18 protein-coding genes and 3 pseudogenes are annotated in these 17,583 nt (G+C 67.6%); 12 read left to right on the forward strand and 9 right to left on the reverse strand.

The genetic code is table 11. From position 1 onward, the window contains the following. A pseudogene (locus ABT296_RS29345) lies at positions 1–181 on the reverse strand (hypothetical protein); the annotation flags it as partial. A gap of 266 nt (positions 182–447) precedes the next feature. Between ABT296_RS29345 and ABT296_RS29350 the strand changes: the two are divergent. After that, a pseudogene (locus ABT296_RS29350) lies at positions 448–579 on the forward strand (IS5/IS1182 family transposase); the annotation flags it as partial. A gap of 157 nt (positions 580–736) precedes the next feature. Here the strand turns inward: ABT296_RS29350 and ABT296_RS29355 are convergent. Then, positions 737–1,141, reverse strand: coding sequence for an FKBP-type peptidyl-prolyl cis-trans isomerase (locus tag ABT296_RS29355; RefSeq protein WP_351931695.1), 405 nt, complete (start codon positions 1,139–1,141; stop codon positions 737–739). A 527-nt stretch (positions 1,142–1,668) separates the two neighbouring features. Here ABT296_RS29355 and kilB point away from each other — a divergent pair. Together kilB and ABT296_RS29365 are read left to right on the forward strand one after the other, a co-directional pair. Beyond that, entirely contained in the window at positions 1,669–2,076 is a 408-nt protein-coding gene (gene kilB, locus ABT296_RS29360; RefSeq protein ID WP_351931696.1) for a plasmid transfer protein KilB, read from the forward strand. Positions 2,077–2,401: 325 nt separating this feature from the next. After that, positions 2,402–2,887: a GNAT family N-acetyltransferase gene (locus tag ABT296_RS29365; protein ID WP_351931758.1), complete on the forward strand. Its 486-nt coding sequence runs from the start codon at positions 2,402–2,404 to the stop codon at positions 2,885–2,887. Positions 2,888–3,028: 141 nt separating this feature from the next. On the opposite strand, the pseudogene ABT296_RS29370 reads toward ABT296_RS29365, so the two are convergent. Both ABT296_RS29370 and ABT296_RS29375 read right to left on the reverse strand, forming a co-directional pair. Beyond that, positions 3,029–3,280 (reverse strand): annotated as a pseudogene (locus ABT296_RS29370) (integrase core domain-containing protein); the annotation flags it as partial. An 88-nt stretch (positions 3,281–3,368) separates the two neighbouring features. Beyond that, entirely contained in the window at positions 3,369–3,830 is a 462-nt protein-coding gene (locus ABT296_RS29375; protein WP_351931697.1) for an NUDIX hydrolase, read from the reverse strand. Between the two features lie 259 nt (positions 3,831–4,089). Here ABT296_RS29375 and ABT296_RS29380 point away from each other — a divergent pair, with 259 nt between their 5' ends. The 5 genes from ABT296_RS29380 to ABT296_RS29400 all read left to right on the forward strand — a co-directional run bounded on the left by ABT296_RS29380 (position 4,090) and on the right by ABT296_RS29400 (position 6,816). Beyond that, the gene (locus tag ABT296_RS29380) at positions 4,090–4,656 is read left to right on the forward strand and encodes a hypothetical protein (RefSeq protein WP_351931698.1); all 567 of its coding nucleotides are present in this window, start codon (positions 4,090–4,092) and stop codon (positions 4,654–4,656) included. A 101-nt stretch (positions 4,657–4,757) separates the two neighbouring features. After that, positions 4,758–5,612 (forward strand): IS5 family transposase, encoded by an 855-nt coding sequence (locus ABT296_RS29385; RefSeq protein WP_351931699.1) that lies wholly within the window; start codon positions 4,758–4,760, stop codon positions 5,610–5,612. After that, complete coding sequence (locus ABT296_RS29390) at positions 5,609–6,007, forward strand: hypothetical protein (protein WP_351931700.1); 399 nt, start codon at positions 5,609–5,611, stop codon at positions 6,005–6,007. Before ABT296_RS29385 ends, ABT296_RS29390 begins: the two co-directional genes overlap by 4 nt. 178 nt (positions 6,008–6,185) lie before the next feature. Continuing rightward, positions 6,186–6,395 (forward strand): hypothetical protein, encoded by a 210-nt coding sequence (locus tag ABT296_RS29395; RefSeq protein WP_351931701.1) that lies wholly within the window; start codon positions 6,186–6,188, stop codon positions 6,393–6,395. Positions 6,396–6,423: 28 nt separating this feature from the next. Next, positions 6,424–6,816, forward strand: coding sequence for a hypothetical protein (locus ABT296_RS29400; RefSeq protein WP_351931702.1), 393 nt, complete (start codon positions 6,424–6,426; stop codon positions 6,814–6,816). 290 nt (positions 6,817–7,106) lie between these two features. Here the strand turns inward: ABT296_RS29400 and ABT296_RS29405 are convergent, their stop codons facing one another. Continuing rightward, positions 7,107–7,841 (reverse strand): ASCH domain-containing protein, encoded by a 735-nt coding sequence (locus ABT296_RS29405; protein WP_351931703.1) that lies wholly within the window; start codon positions 7,839–7,841, stop codon positions 7,107–7,109. Positions 7,842–8,444: 603 nt separating this feature from the next. On the opposite strand from ABT296_RS29405, the gene ABT296_RS29415 reads away from it, so the two are divergent. The 3 genes from ABT296_RS29415 to ABT296_RS29425 all read left to right on the forward strand — a co-directional run bounded on the left by ABT296_RS29415 (position 8,445) and on the right by ABT296_RS29425 (position 12,053). Beyond that, positions 8,445–10,322 carry an AMP-dependent synthetase/ligase gene (locus tag ABT296_RS29415; protein ID WP_351931704.1) on the forward strand — a complete coding sequence of 626 codons (1,878 nt, stop codon included), beginning with the start codon at positions 8,445–8,447 and terminating at the stop codon, positions 10,320–10,322. Between the two features lie 233 nt (positions 10,323–10,555). Beyond that, positions 10,556–10,927, forward strand: a complete 372-nt coding sequence (locus ABT296_RS29420; RefSeq protein WP_351931705.1) for a RidA family protein — start codon at positions 10,556–10,558, stop codon at positions 10,925–10,927. A gap of 199 nt (positions 10,928–11,126) precedes the next feature. Continuing rightward, positions 11,127–12,053 carry a hypothetical protein gene (locus tag ABT296_RS29425; RefSeq protein WP_351931706.1) on the forward strand — a complete coding sequence of 309 codons (927 nt, stop codon included), beginning with the start codon at positions 11,127–11,129 and terminating at the stop codon, positions 12,051–12,053. Positions 12,054–12,177: 124 nt separating this feature from the next. On the opposite strand, the gene ABT296_RS29430 is transcribed toward ABT296_RS29425, so the two are convergent. From ABT296_RS29430 to ABT296_RS29440, 3 genes are all read right to left on the reverse strand, one after another. Continuing rightward, positions 12,178–12,681: a GNAT family N-acetyltransferase gene (locus ABT296_RS29430; RefSeq protein ID WP_351931707.1), complete on the reverse strand. Its 504-nt coding sequence runs from the start codon at positions 12,679–12,681 to the stop codon at positions 12,178–12,180. A 62-nt stretch (positions 12,682–12,743) separates the two neighbouring features. Then, positions 12,744–13,040, reverse strand: a complete 297-nt coding sequence (locus ABT296_RS29435) for a hypothetical protein (protein ID WP_351931708.1) — start codon at positions 13,038–13,040, stop codon at positions 12,744–12,746. 82 nt (positions 13,041–13,122) lie between these two features. Beyond that, positions 13,123–13,863 (reverse strand): Type 1 glutamine amidotransferase-like domain-containing protein, encoded by a 741-nt coding sequence (locus tag ABT296_RS29440; protein WP_351931709.1) that lies wholly within the window; start codon positions 13,861–13,863, stop codon positions 13,123–13,125. Positions 13,864–14,044: 181 nt separating this feature from the next. On the opposite strand from ABT296_RS29440, the gene ABT296_RS29445 reads away from it, so the two are divergent. Beyond that, positions 14,045–15,244, forward strand: a complete 1,200-nt coding sequence (locus tag ABT296_RS29445; RefSeq protein WP_351931710.1) for an RNA-guided endonuclease InsQ/TnpB family protein — start codon at positions 14,045–14,047, stop codon at positions 15,242–15,244. A 282-nt stretch (positions 15,245–15,526) separates the two neighbouring features. Here the strand turns inward: ABT296_RS29445 and ABT296_RS29450 are convergent, their stop codons facing one another. After that, positions 15,527–17,557: an RICIN domain-containing protein gene (locus ABT296_RS29450; protein ID WP_351931711.1), complete on the reverse strand. Its 2,031-nt coding sequence runs from the start codon at positions 17,555–17,557 to the stop codon at positions 15,527–15,529. Positions 17,558–17,583 lie beyond the last annotated feature (26 nt).

The raw sequence follows: 17,583 nt of genomic DNA on the forward strand, positions 1-17,583 counted from the left end.
CCTCACCCTGCATGCGCATGGAATCGGCATCCCGGGTCGCCTCGACCGCCTTCGCCGCGATCGCGTCCGCACTCTCGCCCTCGAACGCCCCCTCGGCACTGTCGTCCGAACCGCAGCCGGCCATGCCTAAAACGCAAATGCCGACCACTGTCATCGTCGCGACCCGCCTGGTCAAACGCATTCTGTGCTCCCTCGTCCGCTCTGTGGGCTCATCTGTCGAGCGCGCCACTCCAGTGGTGTCGGTCACGCTGTGATCGCTCGCGTACCCCGCACTCCACCCCGAAAGCCTGGAAGGTCGCATTCCGGAACAATTGTCAGTGGTGGAGCACGCGAGGAACCGGCCACATGTGCTGGGGCTGGTGCGCATGTCGAAGGTGCTTTGCGCGCCCATGCGGATGGCAGCCGAGAAACGGTCGTGTGCTGCCCCGCAGTGTTCCTTGACGCCCCCTGGTACCCACCCGTGATCATTCGGTGGCCGAACAAGTGAAGAACTGCCGCCACTTCATTGCCCGTCAGGTCGTCTTCGACGCTGACACTGCGCTGGTCGTCGCGGTCGGTCGGTCATTGCCAGGAACCCGCATGAGCCACTCATCGCGTCTCTCCCTTCGCACACGAGCCCCGCGTCGCAGTGCCCCGAGGGAGCATGCATCGGCCGCTCCCCGTCTGCGTGCGACGTCGAAAAGCGTGCCCTGTTCGCAGCCGCCCCAACTGGCCTGACTGTGACTGCCGGCTCTGTCTAAGGGATGCTCCAGCCGGTTGTGCTGGAATACGAGTCCAGCAGGTCCACCACGAAGACCAGCGTCGAGCCCGCCGGGATCAACGGCGAAGGCGACTGATTGCCGTAGCCGAGACGCGGGGGAACGATGATCTCGCGCCGACCGCCGACCTTCATCCCCCGCACCCCCCGGTCCCAGCCCTTGATGACCTTGCCGCCGCCCAGGGCGAACTTGTACGGCTGACCGCGGTCCCAGGACGCGTCGAACTCCTTCCCGGACTCGAAGGTCACCCCGACGTAGTGGACCCTGACCACCATGCCCGGCTTCACCTCGGCTCCGTCCCCCACGACCAGGTCCCGGATGGTCAGCTCGGTGGGAGCCTCTCCCTCCGGCACGTCCACCTCGGGCTTCGTCAGATCACTCATTGCCGCCTCACACCATTAGCCGGAAGCCGTCGCACGGACCAGTTGGGCACATGGACACCCCGTGCAGTACATGGTCACGCTACCGAAAGCGCACGTCCCCGGAGCACGCCAGATCCAGGGGCCACACCTGATGATCTTTGGCGCGATCGATGACAATGCGACCGGCACGCACCCGCGGACACGAGCGGTACATGGCGCTCGGACAGACGATGGGAAACCCGTCCTGCCCAGGCGGATCGGGTTCGGCCAGCACCAGAGGGCAGCGACGTACGGGTTCACAGAACTTCCCACAGCGCGCAGGGAGGCGCGCAGTCGGCGAGCTTCGGAAGCGCCAGCCGCGGGATACCGACCGCCGGGCCCCGGGCGCTGCGGACGTGACCCGGGCCCCTGACATCGCCGCCGCGTATCTTGCTGTCCACCAGGCCTGACCACCGGACCGACTGCCTGAGAGGACCTGACACTTAATGTCTATATGGCCTTCGATCGTTGCTGTACTCGGTACCCTGGCCGGTGCCCTGACTGCCGGAGTGCTCCAGCACCGTTCGGCACGCACCGCGCGCGCCGAGCAGCGCGCCGACAGCCATCGCCAGGACCAGCTCGGCGCCGTCACTGACTTCGCGGCTGCCCTGGACGCGCACCGCTCGGCGATTTTCCATCGGGAGCGTCTGGCCCTGACCGAGGCGGGCACCGAGCACCAGCTGGAGGCCCAGACGAGGTCCCACGACACCCGGGCGGCGATCACCGCGCCCCACCTGCGCCTTCAGGTCCTGGTCCCCGAACTGGCCGGTCCCGCCCAGCAGGCCGCGGATGCCACGTACGCGTTGCGCAAGGCCACTGACCGCACCGAACTGGACGCCCGACGGCATGCGGCCAAGGAAGCGTCCGTGGCCTTCGTCGCCGCGGCTGCCGCGCGCTTGAGCCCCAACAGCCGCTGACCGAGGGCGACCCTGTCGGCGTCCGTGCCGTCCGGTCGTGCCTGTACGGCACGGGTGGAGTGGATTCCCTTGCGTGAAGGTGCCCCCGCCTCGTGCGAGGCGGGGCGTTCTGGTGGTCGTGAGCATTGCGACGGTGTGGCGTTCACCGGCGTGGCCGTGCGATGGCGCACGATGCTGCGGGTCGCTTGCCGGGCAGCTTTGAAATCGGTGGACACACTTCGGGCCGGTCAGCGAACATCCGCAGGTGACAGATGAAGCCGATCATGAGAGACCGCTCACGCGGAGCCCAAAAGTCGTCCGTTTCGTCGAGCTGTCCGGCGGGGCGATGGCCGCTTTGCTGGACGGAGACCTGTCCGGAGCCGGCAGGACGGCCGGGGTTTCGCTCACCGAGTACTTCGTGACCGACAGAGCACGGTGGCTGTGGCAGTTCCGGCTCAACCAGATGGCTGCTGATCCAGACCATGCGCGCTGGATGGTGCGGCAAGCCGTCGTTGGCGACGAGGGTCTCGTCGTCGGACATGCCGGGTTCCACGGACCGCCCGATGAGGTTGGCATGGTCGAGATCGGCTACTCCATCGCGCCGGAATTCCGGCGCCAGGGGTACGCCCGATCCACGTTGATCGAGTTGCTCCGCCGGGCAGCTGCCGAACCCGCCGTCACCACCGTGCGGGCGACGATCAGTCCCGACAACGCGGCATCCCTGGCCACGATCGCGGGCTTCGGCTTCGTTGAAGTCGGAGAGCAATGGGACGAGGAGGACGGTCTCGAACTCGTCTTTGAGGTTCCTGTTCCTCGAGTTCCACCAGTTTGATGGGAGGGGTCGTGGCACAAGGGTGAGCTGCGACCGCGATATCCGGCACGGTGGTCGGGCCGAGGCGGCAAGCGGGCGTCCACCCCAGCGCATGCCTTACTCAGGTGGCAGAACTGAACCGCACCGGCTTGGCCGGAGACTCTATGGTGTGACTGTGACCAGTGGTTTTGTGACTGTCAGGTAGGAGGCGGCTTCGTATTCGGCGGGCGGGACGTGGCCTATTTTTTCGTGGAGCCGGCGGTGGTTGTACCAGTCGACCCACTCGGCAGTGGCGAGCTCGACCTCGGACAGCGTGCGCCAGGGTCGCTGGGGCTTGATCAGCTCGGTCTTGTACAGGCCGATGGTCGACTCCATCAGCGCATTGTCCAGCGCGTCGCCGACCGAGCCGATGGATGCTGCGAGCGCGAACTATCCGACGTCGCCCGAGACGGACTCATGATCGGCATCAACCGGAGCGGGGCGCGCCTGGTCGGTTGGACGTTCACACCCACGGGCCGTCCGGCACGAGGGCGCGGAGCACGGTCAGCAACTGGGGCGGCTCGACCTGGTCCGGCAGCGAGTCCAGATCCGACCATGGGATCCAGGCATGCGTGTCCAGGTTGGCCTGCTCGTCGGGGAGCAGGCCGGTCCGCACCGGGGATGGCTGTTCGACGGCGAACTGAGCGACGAAGAAGTGTTCCGTCCCGGTGTGCCGTTTGCCGTTCCACCGCACATCGCGGTCGACGAGGACCCACCGGTCAAGGACGGCAGACGGGTCGAGTCCGGTCTCCTCGGCCAGTTCCCGTCGCGCCGCCACCAGCGGTGTCTCGCCGGGCTCGATGCCGCCACCGGGCGGCTCCCAGAGCCAGGTCCCGTCGAATGGATCCCGCCAATGCAGGAGCAGCACGCGGTGGCCAGCGTCCAGGCAGATGACCCGGGCGGCGGGCCGGTGGGTTGCTTCCACCCTCCTGACGCTATGCGGTGCTCGACATGTCGATCAAGACTTGCGCTGATTGGCATTGCCAGGCGCTGGCGATAGGCATCCACGGCGGACTCGACGCATGGGACCTCGGCGGCCAATGACTCCCGGACCCCCGAGCTTTTCCCGGCTGGCCCACCCGCCGAGCGTTGACCGCGACCGCGACCGGTGCCCTGCGCACTGGAGCGCGCCAGACTCCTGCGAGCATGTCGGTTGTACGGTCGGCTCACAGGAAGGTGGAGGCGTGGAGACATTGGTAGAACCGGATGTCGCGACGGCCCTCCGAAGCGCGAACGCAGAGACGCTCCGTCTGTACGTAGCCGCCTGCGCCGAACGCATGGCGCCGCTGTTCGTGGGTCTGCGAGTGGGTGAAGAGGGCCGTAAAGGCGACGTGGATTTCTACGTGGAGTCCGTACGCGACCTCTGGCATGTGGACCGCCCGCTCTGCGATGCCGCGGAGCGCGTACGTGTGCTGGAGCGGTTCCCGGAGCTGAGGTCGACGGGCGACGATGTGGAAATCGCCGATGTCGTCGGCATCTACACCACCTTCTCCGTCCTGGTCCTGCGTTGGGCCTTGCTGGCCAACGGCTCCGGGAGCCCTGATGACGCCGTGTCCTGTGGTCATGCGACGCTCACGGCGATGGGGATGCTGGACCAGAATGTGGTCGGTGCAGGCTTCCGCGCCCAGGAGCACAGGCTCCAGTCCCTCTCGGTGTCCGGTGACGCCGCAGGGGTGTGGGAAGCAAGCATCGAGGCGGGGCGGGAACGGTTCCGCACCGTACTTGGTCGCACCGTCGGCAGCTTGGGCTGAGTGGACGTTAAGTCCGATCTTTCTCGGTTCGTGATCGCTCGATCGAGGTACTGATCGTCGGGCGGGCCATCCGCTGGGCATGTGCATGCTGAGATACGGCCATGGAGCGAGAGCCGTACCCCAGCGACTTATCGGACGAGCAGTGGGCGTTGATCGAGCCGATGATCACGGCCTGGAAACAGGACCGGGTGGCACGGTCAGCGACCGGAGATCCTGGATCCTGTGATCTGCGGGAGGTCGTGAACGCGATCTTCTATCAGAACCGGACGGGCTGCCAGTGGCGTTATCTGCCCCATGACCTGCCGTCCTGGTCGGCGGTGTTCTACTACTTCGGCCTGTGGCGCCAGGACGGGCTCGACCAGCGGATTCAGGAACTCCTGCGCTGCCAGGTACGGGAGAGAGCCCGGCGATTAGAGGACCCGTCCCTCGTGATCCTCGATACCCAGTCCGTGCACGCGGCCGCGGGTGTCCCGAAGACCACGACGGGGCTGGACGCCAACAAGAAGGTGTCGGGCCGCAAGCGGGGACTGGCCGTGGACGTGCTGGGGCTGATCATCGGCGTCGTGGTGCTGGCCGCATCCGCCCACGACAACACCGCCGGCACCGCCCTGCTCGACCAGGCGGCCGAGCGGTGCGGGATGCGGCTGGAGAAGGCCCTGGTGGACCAGGGCTTCAAGGACGAAGTCCTCATCCATGGCGCGTTGTTGGACATCGACGTCGAAGTCGTCCGCCGCAACCCGGCCGACCAGGGCAAAGGCTTCGTCCCGCAACCGAAAAGGTGGATCGTGGAGCAGGTCAACGGCACGTTGATGCTGCACCGGCGTCTGGCCCGTGAGTACGACCACCGGCCCGACACCTCTGCCTCGCGCGTCTACTGGGCCTCCATCGCGAACATGACCCGCCGCCTCACCACCCCGAGTCCGGCCTGGCGCGACACCCTCGAGCTGGCTGCGTGAACATCCTCGAGCTCCTGGCAGACCTCCAGACGCAGCACGAGCAGGCCACGGCTCGGGCCGGTGAACTACGCGACCAGATCGGGCGCTTGAGCGCCGCCTTGGCCGAGATCGAAGCACGACTCACGGACCTGGCGACCACCCGGAAAGTCATCGCCGAGCTCGCACCGACCCAAGAAGACTCCGAAGCGCCCGCGACGAACAGCGTTTACCAGGCCATCGTGAACGCCTTCAACCAGCACCCCGGCCAGGAGTTCCGAGCCCGTGAGCTGCACGAACTCCTCGGCATGCCTACCGACGAGGCATCCGTCAACATCACCCGCAGCCGTCTCGGACGCCTCCTCCGGCAAGGCTTCCTCACCCAGCCCGGACGAGGCCGCTACCAGAAACGGACTTAACGTCCACTGAGAGCACGACTCCGATGCCGACTGTGCTCCAGTGGCGGCGGTGGCGGTAGCGGGGACGGAGACACCTGGCGACGCCAGGCGGTCAAGCCGGAGCCGTAAGGAGCCGGTGTGGCGTCCTGGCTTTTCGATTTCTGGCAGGGGGTGTGATGCATTGGACGTAGCGCGGGTCATGAAGTCGTTGGCCGAGCAGGGGGTGACGGTGTTGTTCAAGGTCGACGCCGAGCGCATGCGCGATGGAGCGAAGCCCTGGACCTTCGTCGCGAGTGGGGCTCCGTTGCGGGATGATCTTCTGGTTCGCACCGATGCTGTCTCCCCGGAGGCATGCCTGGAGGTCTGCCTTCCGCAGCTGCGGGAGCTCGGTGTGGTGATCCCCGATTGACGGCGCGGTCCCGGGCCGTCGACGAGCCGTGATCGAGCTTCCCGCAGGGTCATGGTGGGATTGGGACATTGTCGCCTGGGACCCCGGCCAGTTGCGTCTGGGCGCCGGGCACGACATCTCGTACGCGCACAGGCTGGAGTTGGTGTTCAGCGACCCGGTCTTCGTCATGTGTCCGGCTGCCTTCCAGGACCCTGTGTTTCGCTCGCCGACGCCCGAGGAGGTTCTTCTCATTGCCCGGCAGGTCGGTGAGACCCCTCCGGTGTTGATTGCCTTCGAGGCCGATGCGGGCGGGCCGAGTCCTGCGTGCGGCCTGGTAGCGGCCGGGCGGCTCGACATTGTCCAGGGAACCGTCTTCCGATACTGGCGCGAGAATCTGGCAGTCGGGGAGCGACTGGCCCCCTGGGTGAAACCTCCCGCTTGATCGGGCGAGGCCTATGCGGCCACCGGGCCAAGGACTTCATCCGAGGATGCGAAAGCGGCGGTTCTCGAACAGTCGGCGGATCTTGAGGCAGTGGTGGGGCTGGCCGAGCAACCGGTTGAGCCTCGACGCTTCCGTGGGCTGCTTGAGTGCGCGGCTGTGGGCCTGTCGGCGATTGCAAGCGGGACAGGACTCACCGTCGCACGGACCGCGAAATGTCTGTCCTTCGACAGCCCCGGCCGCACTCAAACCCCATCAGGCGTGGACCCATTCACGCTGCATCAGCATCTGCATCACCGCACGGCGTCAGACGCTTCGATGGTAAACGTCACCAAGTCGACTTCGGCATCGGAGGGCAAGCCGGGATAGTGGTCCTGGAGACCCTTCTTGAACTCGTCGAGGCTCGTGAAGCCATCGAGCCGAGCTTGTTCGGTGGTGAGGCGATCGAGCCGATGGCGTTCGATGCCGGTGACGGTGCCATTCAGCGTGCGGTGGACTGCGTCGTCCTCGAAGAGAAAGATCGCGGAACCCAGTGCGATCGGATCGTCATGGCGGACGGTGGAGGTCTTCCGCCCGGCGGCGATGTCCTCGTAGTAGCGCTTGTTGAACCGAACAATTCGACGCGCATCCGCATCCGGGTGGAAGTAGGTGTCCGGCAGAAGGTTCCGAATCGGGCGTAGTGCCGGTCCGTCGTCGGTCGGTACGGCGACGGTGACGTCGGGATGGAGGTCGAGAAGTGCTTGGCGGCAGCGGCCGCACGGCGGAATGAGGCCGCGACCTTGATCTCCCGCGGCGGCGATCGTGACGAGCGGGCCTGCTCCCGCTGCCGCGGCGGCACCGAGTACGACGAGTTCGGCGCACGGTCCGCCGGTGAAGTGGTAGACGTTGACCGCCTCATGGATCCGGCCGGCCGTGTCCATCGCCGCTGCGGCTACGGTGTGGTTCGGATCGCTTCCGAGCGTGGTGGCGAGCCGTTCCGCAGCTTCGATGACGCGGCGCTCGGAGTCGAAGAGCTTCGTGAAAACCATGACGCCGACCCTAGATCGGCCCAGCCCGACTCCTCGACACCTTTGTTCTGATGAACTCCACCCTCAGAGCGGTCGGTGCATTGACATCGCGACCCGCGACATTAGGGGGTGCCGATGTCGATCGCCTACGACCGCACCGAGACCGTCGTCCGTCGCCACGTCGTACCGTGCGAGGCAGTACGCCTGCGCCCGAAGGCGGTCGGGTTCGCCTGACCACGACTCCGGCACCGATGTGCTGGCCGCCTACCGGCCCACGAGGAAGGGCCGGGGCGAAGGTCAGGTCCTGATCGTTCGCAACCACGTCCTGGCCGGACGTCTTTTCGCCTCCGTCGACGAACTCGACTCGGCTTCAACACCTGGGCCCCTCTGCGCTGGGTGAAGGTGCACGACACCCACGGGGTCAGTGCCGGCGATCGGCCGCAGCCGCAGCCTGCCCGGATTGATCCCGGCAATCTCGACGACATCCATGTGAGGGAGGAAGCGAGTTTGTGACCCAACGCCTCTACACAGGCCGCGATTTACGTCCTAGCCTCGGCATTGCCCCCTCAAGTTACTTGCCAGTCAATCAATCTGTGATGGGTGCCCTCGGGCCCGGAGGTCGACATGAGTACCGCGCAGTACCCTCTCGAAAGCCGCCCGCCTTCCGTGGCGCACCTGTTCCTGTCACGGCTCGAGGCCACCCCCGATCGGGAGGCGTACCGGTATCCCGCGGCGGTCGACGGCGGCGGTGAGGAGTGGCGATCGCTGACGTGGGCGCAGACGGCGCAGCGGGTCAAGGCCATCGCGGCCGGTCTGCTGGCGCTGGGGCTGCGGCCCGAGGAGCGGGTGGCGATCTCCTCGTCGACGCGGATCGAGTGGATCCTGGCCGACATGGGCGTGATGTGCGCGGGCGCTGCGGCGACGGCCGTCTACCCCAGCACGACGGGGGAGGAGACGGCGTACATCCTGGCCGACTCCGGCAGTCGTGCGATCTTCGTGGAGGACGCCGAGCAGTTGTCCAAGGTCGCCGCGCACAAGAGCGAACTGCCGGACCTCGAGTACATGGTGCTCTTCGACCCCGCGCCTGATGCGGCCGCGGTCGAAGGGCTGGAAGTGCTCACCCTCGACGAGCTGGAGCAGCGCGGCTCCGAGTATCTCGCCAAGCACTCCGATGCCGTCGAGACGACGGTTCAGGGCATCGGTCCGGAGCAGCTCGCCACGCTGATCTACACCTCCGGCACGACCGGCCGCCCCAAGGGCGTGCGGCTGGTGCACGACTGCTGGTCGTACCAGGGTGTCGCCCAGGAGTCGACGGGCCTGGTACTCGCCGACGACGTGCAGTTCCTGTGGCTGCCGCTGTCCCACGTCTTCGGCAAGGCCCTGATCGCCGGCCAGGTGCAGTCCGGGCACGTCATGGCCGTGGACGGCCGGGTGGACCGGATCATCACGAACCTGCCGGTCGTCCAGCCCACCATCATGGCGTCCGCACCGCGGGTCTTCGAGAAGGTCTACAACGGCATCGCCGCCAAGGCGCGCGCCGAGGGCGGCGCCAAGTACAAGATCTTCCAGTGGGCGGCGAAAGTCGCCCGTGACTACGCCAGAACCGGCCAGGAGCAGATGGTCGCCACCGGCCGGCGCGCTGTCCCTCTGTCCCTGACCATCCGGCACGCCGTTGCCGACAAGCTGGTCTACGGCAAGATTCGCGCGGCTTTCGGCGGCCGGCTGCGCGGCAGCGCCTCGGGCAGCGCCGCGCTCGCGCCCGACATCGGCTACTTCTTCGCCGGTGCCGGGGTCCCCGTGCTGGAGGGCTACGGGCTGACCGAGACCAGCGCGGGCTGCACCGTCAACCCGGCCGACGACAGCCGCGTGGGCACCGTCGGCAAACCCCTCCCCGGAACCGAGGTCCGCATCGCCGAGGACGGCGAGATTCTCCTGCGAGGGCCGGGCATCATGCGCGGCTACCACAACCTCCCCGACAAGACCGCCGAAGTCCTGGAGTCCGACGGCTGGTTGCTGACGGGGGACATCGGGGAGATCGACAAGGACGGCTACGTCCGGATCACCGACCGCAAGAAGGACCTGTTCAAGACCTCCGGTGGCAAGTACGTGGCCCCGACCGAGATCGAGGGCCGTTTCAAGGCCGTCTGCCCCTTCGTCAGCAACATCCTGGTCATCGGCAACGACCGCAACTACTGCACCGCCCTGATCGCCCTCGACGAGAGCGTGATCATGCCCTGGGCCGCCGCCAACGGCCTGGCAGACCGACCCTATTCCGAGGTTGTCACCTCGCCCGACGTCCACGCCCTCATCGATGGCTTCGTCCAGCGCCTCAACAGCGGCCTCCAGCGCTGGCAGACGATCAAGAAGTTCACCGTCCTGCCCCGCGACCTCGACATCGAGCACGGCGAGCTCACCCCGAGTCTGAAGGTCAAGCGCCCCGTCGTCGAGCGGGCGTACGCCGAGCTGGTCGAGGCCATGTACGTAGGCGCCCGCGAAGCCTGACATCCATGCGCTGTCCGGTACGGGCTCCGTACCGGACAGCGGCCCGCTCTTCGGTTCCGGGACCTCGTGCAGCCACAACTCCGGCAGGAGGGACGGCCATTCGCAGTCCTCGGCTCCGGGGGACCTGGCCCGCCTCCCGTCGTTCCCCGGCCTACGTCGCCGGCTGATGTGTCCTGTTGGCCAGGTCGGCCATTTCGGTTGCTGCGGCTCTGCCCCGCTGCAACCATCCGCGCATGACTACTCCTGGCCCTGTGGTTCCCGATGGCGGTGGGTACCGTCACTCCTACGAGGTCGCCGCTCCCGCGCGGCTGGTGTACGTCTCCGGGCAGATTCCCGTGGCCCCGGACGGCACTCTTCCGGAGGCGTTCGCCGCGCAGTGCCGTCAGGTATGGGCGAACCTGGCCGCGGCGCTGGCTCATCATGGGATGGGGCTGTCCGACCTGGTCAAGGTGACCACCTTCCTGTCGGACAGGGCCTACCGGGAGGAGAACTCCGCGATTCGCCGGGAGGTACTGGGCGACCACGCTCCGGCGTTGACGGTCGTCATCACGGGCATCTACGACGAGGCATGGCTGTTGGAGATCGAAGCTGTCGCCGCGCGGTAGATCCCCCGTCAGCCATGAGGGGAGCCGTACGCCGATGTCTGCGATGGTGACAGTGCCCGGAGATATGCAGCTGCGGGTGTCACGTCGCGTGGCCGTGGCCCCGGATTGCTGCGACTCGTTGATCGGTCCATGAGTTGTCGAAGCCGGTCCGTCGAGAATGGTGGGCAGTCCCCGGATCGGCGCGGATATCCTCGCGGGCGTGATCTACGAGGGCACGAGCGGCATGGGTGAGGGCGCTCCGACGACGACGCGCGTGCGCGAGGTGCTGAACCGTGCCGGTCGCGTCGTGATCGCTGAGGGTTCTCCTGCCGTGGCGGACTCCGCAGACGTGGCGCGGATCGTGGTGAGCGGTGCTGAGATTGCGGACCTGGCCCAGCTGCTCGCAGTTGTGGAGGGCGGCGCCGGTGACTGGTGCCTGTGCGACGGCCGGCCGACGATCATGGTTTACGACGTCAAGGGTGGGCTCATCGCCTGCTGGACCCTGCACCACCAGTCCGCTCTTCGAGGAATCGGTGACTGCGATGCCGACCTTCAGGACGGTCCGGCACTCACCGAGTGGCTGGCGGAGCGAGGCCTGACCCGGTCGCGGAAGGTTCAGGCGGGGCTGGCCGCGCAGGAGGCCGAGGAGGAACGGCGTCGGCTGCGTTGGCTCCAGGCCGCACCCTCCGGGCTGCGCGACGCGGCCACGGAGGTTTCCATCCCGCCAGGGCGCGATCTGGAAGCCTGGTCACGTCGGCTCAAGGACGCCAGGACTCGGCTCACCACGATCGCCCAGGATGAGTGTCCCGAAGTGATCGAGCGGATCCGCGTTCTCCTGGCTTGGGCCGGGATCTCCGCCAGGGAGCCCACCAGTGGCATGAAGTGGTACGACATGGCGGTCCAGCAGATGCTGCTGGCCGAGGACCCCGAACTCATCATCGCCGCGCTCGCCACCGGCTCGCCGAGCCCGGTCCAGCTCGACGGCGCGACCCAGCTCTTCTGCTCCTTCGAGTGGACTGCAGCGCAAGGCACGGACCTGCCCGAACCGCTGCGTTCGATGCTGATCGAGCACATCGAGGCCGACGGCACCGACCCCATGAGGTCCCGGATGAGCCACGGCTACTACGGTGCCGAGCGAACTGCTTGAGAGGACGCCGCCGGCCTCCGAACGGGTCTCCGCCGACGCCTTCGTCGCCCTCCGTCTGCGGCTGCTGCAATCCGGGCGCGCTGCCCGGTACGAGCAGGCTGTGGCCGAGAGGGTCCATCACTGCCTATGCGTCGGAATGCTCCGGCAGGGCGAGCCAGTCCGACCAGGAGATCTCACGGCCGAGGAAGCGCGGCTGCTCGAACGGCCAGTCGGCGGCGATCCACTGCGGCACCAGCACGTCGAGGGCCTGCTCGACCTTGCTGCCCACCAGGTCGTCCACCACCCACCAGGAGATCTCGCCGTCCGCGCCGGCCTTCTCCGGCGGGTCGATGTAGACACAGCCGAGCAGAGCCGTCTCCGCCGCGTCGAACAGCGCGTAGTTGAAGGACTGGTGCGCGGCGATCTCCTTCTCGTGCCGCAACAGGTCGGCCTGGTCGGCCTCGTAGGTCATGGTGGCCGCTGGCCAGCCCCAGGCCGGACCGAAGATGGTCCACAGCCGCTCGCGCGAACCCATCACAGCGGGATAGTCGAGCGGGGTGTCCGCCTCCCGGATCGGCCGCAGGTGATGACCACCGCCCGGCAGCGGGACATGGACAGGGTGGACGAAGTCATCGGGAAGCCAGCTCATGGTGCCCGACCGTAGCAGCGCGCGGCCGTCCGCTCCTCTGCATTTTCCCCGCTCCTGCACGGTCACCGCCGGGCGTGCGAAGGCCCTGCCGCCGGAGAGGGTTCGCTGTTGTTCGTGATCGTCACCTTGACGCTGGTGTAGTCGCTGCCGTCGGCGAGGATGCTCGGCGTGAACGCGGTCTCCTTCGCGGTGACCTTCACCGGGGCTGCCGGGGCGGGTTCCGCGGCCGTGGGCTCCTTGGCGGCCGGCGCCTTCTCGGCCTTGTCCTTCGGTGCGCTGGAGGCGCTTGCGGACGTGCCCTTGTCGCTGGTGTCGGAATCGCCTCCGTCGACAGCCGCTCCGATTGCGGCGAGGAGCACGAAGAGGCCGACGACGCCGAGGCATCCAGAGCCGAGGATTCCCGCGACGTGTTCTGACGGTAATCATCTCGACGGCAGGCGGTCATCGTCCGACAGAGGTGAGCCGACGAGGTTCGATGCGCTCCTCCACGACCCTGGCTCCGTCGGATCTGACGATGTAGGCGCCCTTGCCGGCGACTTCGGTCACCGCCTCGACCAATTCCGTTCCCCGGTACACGAGGCCGACTCCGTCATCCGTGCAGTGGGCCGTGGGGATGGTGCCGTCCGCCACGAGTTGGTGCGTCAGCGGACGCCGCCCCTCGTCCGAGTCGTAGTGCACGCCGTTGCCGTACGGCAGGAGACCGAGTGCGTTCGTAACCGGCCGCAGCTCCGGCCCGAACGAGTCGGTGGGGCCTCCCTGGAACCAGCAGATGGAGCCCGCGCTGACCCCGCTGAGCACGACACCGGCCTGCCAGGCACGGCGCATGATGCGGTCCAGGCCATGTGCTCTCCACACAGCCAGCAGGTTGACCACCGAACCGCCCATGACCCAGACGACGTCGTGGTCGAGGACCGAGCCCTCGATGTCGTCGACATTGGGCATCGGGAACAGATGCAGGGGTGTCAGGTCGAAGCCCGCTACGCGTGCGGCCTCGGCCATGCGAGTCGTGAAGTGCTCGGCGTCCCCGATGGCGGTACCGACGTACATGATGCGCGGGCGCCGGCCATGGACCCCGGACAGGTCTACCGCATGATGCACCAGCGCATCGAACACCACCCTGGTGCGCCCGCCGACTCGATGCCCGCCGGAGGTCGCCAGGATGGTGGGTTCCAGTGCCGTCATCGGGTCTCTCCTTCGTGGATACCCCCGGCTTCAGCCGGGGGTGGGGGTACCTCCCGCTTGCGGGGGAGAAACGAAGCTCCTGCGGAGCAGGGCAGGGAACGCCGGTTCGCCGCCAGGGCGGGAGCGACGTTCACCCTCAACTGCCTGCGCCATCACAAAGAGTTGGGTTAGCGTGTGAATCATGAAGGCCACCCATGTGAAGCGGGCGTTCAAGTACCGCTTCTATCCGACCGATGCGCAGGCAGTTGAGCTGTCGCGCACGTTCGGTTGTGTGCGGAAGGTCTACAACCTCGCCCTCGCGGCGCGCACGGAGGCGTGGGCGCGGCAGGAGCGGGTGAATTACAACCGGACGTCGGCGATGCTGACGGCCTGGAAGAAGACCGGGGAACTCGCCTACCTCAACGACGTCTCGTCCGTTCCGCTCCAGCAGGCCCTGCGGCACCTGCAGACGGCGTTCGCGAACTTCTTCGCCAAGCACGCGAAGTACCCGCGTTTCAAGTCGAGGAAGAAGTCGCGGAGGTCGGCGGAGTACACCACCAGCGCGTTCCGGTTCCGGGATGGCAGGCTGACCCTGGCGAAGATGGCGGAGCCGCTCGACATCGTGTGGTCCCGTCCGCTCCCGGAGGGTGCGTCCCCGTCCACGGTGACGGTGTCGCAGGACGCGGCCGGGCGGTGGTTCGTGTCCCTGCTGTGCGAGGACCCCTCCGTCCAGCCGCTCCCCGCCACGGATGCGGCCGTCGGCATCGACGTCGGCCTCGACCACCTGCTGACCCTCTCCACCGGGGAGAAGGTCGCCAACCCCCGGCACGAGCGCCGTGACCGCACCCGCCTCGCCAAGGCCCAGCGGGAGCTGGCCCGCAAGGCGAAGGGGGACGGAGCGAACCGGGCCAAGGCACGCCGCAAGGTCGCCAAGATCTACGCCCGCATCAGTGACCGCAGGCGTGACCACCTGCACAAGCTCTCCACTCGGCTCGTTCGTGAGAACCAAACGATTGTGATCGAGGACCTCGCCGTCCGGAACATGGTGAAGAACAGAAGGCTGGCCCGTGCCATCAGCGATGCGGCCTGGTCGGATTTCCGGAGCCTGCTGGAGTACAAGGCCTCCTGGTACGGCCGCGATGTGATCGCGGTCGACCGCTGGTTCCCCTCCTCCCGGCTGTGCTCCGCATGCGGCGCCCTGCGGGACAGGATGCCGCTGAACATCCGCACATGGACGTGCGACGGTTGCGGGACGATTCACGACCGGGACGTGAACGCGGCGAAGAACATCCTGGCCGTCGGGCTGACGGCGTCTGTCTGTGGAGCCGGTATAAGATCTCAACGGAGCACTCCGGGCGGGCAGTCGGCGACGAAGCAGAAACCCCTACAGCGCGAGCCGTAGGAACCCCCTCCTTCAAGAGGGGAGGAAGCCAAGGCCGTGATCGTAGTGCCGCGGCCGGAAGTCCGACTGCCGGCATGGTCGGCGGTGAGCCGATCCGCCGGAACCTGAGGGCGTCCGGGGCCTCCTCGCCGATGTACATTCCGGCGGTGTCGTGGTGGGCGCGGGCGGGGGTGGAGTCCGCGCCGACCAGGGTGAGTTGCCCGCCTCCCGTGGTCGTCCGCCCACCGGATCCGCAGTCCAGGCGGATCCGGTGGGCGGGGTTGATCACGGCGTCGTGCGGTCCTACGAGGCCGACACGTCCGTGATCCGCCAGCGCTGGTTGGAGCCGGAGTTGGCCTGCCAGGTGGTGACCGCCGCGCCCTCGTGGGTGGCCTGGCCGCCGACTTCGAGCAGGCGCCCGGTGGCCGCGTTGACCAGGGTCCAGGTGCCGTCACCGGTCGACGACAGGATCCACTCGGTCGCGGGGTCCCGCTCGCCGGTGTCGGGTTCCACCACGGGTACGTTGTCCCGCACCGCGAGCCGCTCGCCCTCCGCGGGGTTGGCGAAGACGTACCGCTGGCGGTTGCCGGTCCTGCCGTAGCGGGCGTCGAGCTGCCACTCCTGCGCGACCGTGCCGTTCGCCGCGCCGATGACCAGGTTCGTGCCGTTCGTGGCGACCGTGACCGCCTTGCCGCTCTGCACACCGGTCAGGGTGTAGGAGTGGCCCTTGCTGAACAGGCCGGCGTCCTTCGCGACACCGGAGACGCCCTTGACGGCGAACGACGTCACCGACTGGGCGGGGACCGTGTAGGTCGCCCTGCCGTCGACGGCCTTGACCGGGGCTTGGCGCTGGAGCTTGCCGTCGGCGCTGGTCACGGTCGGGGTGACCGTCGCGTCCCGCTTGATCGAGCGGAACTTGGACAGGTCGAGGGTGACCGTCCGCGCCTCGGTGGTGGAGTTGACGTGGACGAGCGAGGCGCCCTTGCCGTCCTTGGTCACGGCGGCGGCGCTGGAGGTGTCGTCGACCTTGATGAGCCGGTCGCCGGGCTTGATGAAGTGCGTGAAGTTCCGCGCCGTGTCGAACTTGGTGTTCGTGTAGATCGGGCAGGACTCCAGGGTGTCCGTGGAGGTGCAGCTGAACGGCAGTTGGATGGAACCCCAGTTGCCGCCCTTGGCGGACTCGCCGCCCGGCTTCATGTTGTCGTAGTCCTCGACCGGCTGCCAGAACACCCAGGCCGTGGGCTCCAGTTCGCGCAGGTCGTCGACCATCCGCTGGGCGAGGCCCAGGCCCGGGCGCATGTCGGTGAAGCTCTGCCCGTCGCCCCAGTCGCCCTCGACCTCGCTCATCCACAGCGGTTTGTCGGCGGCCTTGGCCAGATCGCGGACGGTGGTGCGCTGCCCGGTGCCGTAGGTGTGGACGTTCATCTGGTCGACGACGTCCTTGGTCTCCTGGGAGTAGGAGTTCCAGTTGGTGGCGAACGTGCTCGGGTTGGTCTCGTCCATCGCCGAGATGGCGGCCTTGACCTTGGCCTTCTTCAGGGCCGCCGGAAGCGCGGCGAGCACCTTCTGCTGGAGCGCGGGCCCCATGTGGGCGCCCTCCTGACGGCCGCCGACCGGCTCGCCGTCCGCACCGAGGGTGGTGCCCCAGTAGTTCGTGTTGGGCTCGTTGAACGGGTCGATCGTGTCGACCTTGATGCCCTCGGACTTCTCCAACAGCCTTGTCGCGCCCGCGAGATAGGCGGCGAAGTCGTCGACGGAGTCGGTCTTGAGCTGGTCGGCCGAGGAGTTGAAGCCGCCCGAGACGTAGCCGCTGACGGTCATGAACCACGGCGGGGAGTTGCTGAAGGTCTCCCAGTGGTCGATGTCGTTCTTGATGCGGTTCACCCACCAGCGCTGGGTGGCGTCCGCGTCCTTGTTCCAGTCCGCCTTGTCGTCGGCGCTCCACCAGTCGGTGTCCTCGCGGGTGGTGCCCTCGGGGGCGTTCCACCACCCCTCGACGGCGCCGCCGGCCCGCAGATAGTCCGTCACGTCGGGGGCGTTGCCGCCGCCTATGTTGTAGCGGGCGATGTTCAGGGCGAGACCGTCGTCGCCGAAGAGGAGCTTGGCGAGCTTTTCCCGGACGGCCGGCGGGTAGTCGCCGGTCGCGTTGGCGAACCAGACCAGGCTGGTGCCCCAGCCCTCGAACTCCTCGTGCGCGTACGACGGGTCGGGCGTCACCGTGACGGCGGCCTCGGCGTGTGCCGGGACCGGGACGGTGAGGAGGGCGGCCCCGGTTGCCAGGGCGGTCAGTGCGGCGGCGGACAGGGTGCGTCTGTTGCGGGTACGGCGTGCCATCAATGCTCCCAACTGCGGTGCGGTCG

The organism is Streptomyces sp. NPDC000983 (assembly GCF_040299205.1).
Taxonomy (GTDB): domain Bacteria; phylum Actinomycetota; class Actinomycetes; order Streptomycetales; family Streptomycetaceae; genus Streptomyces.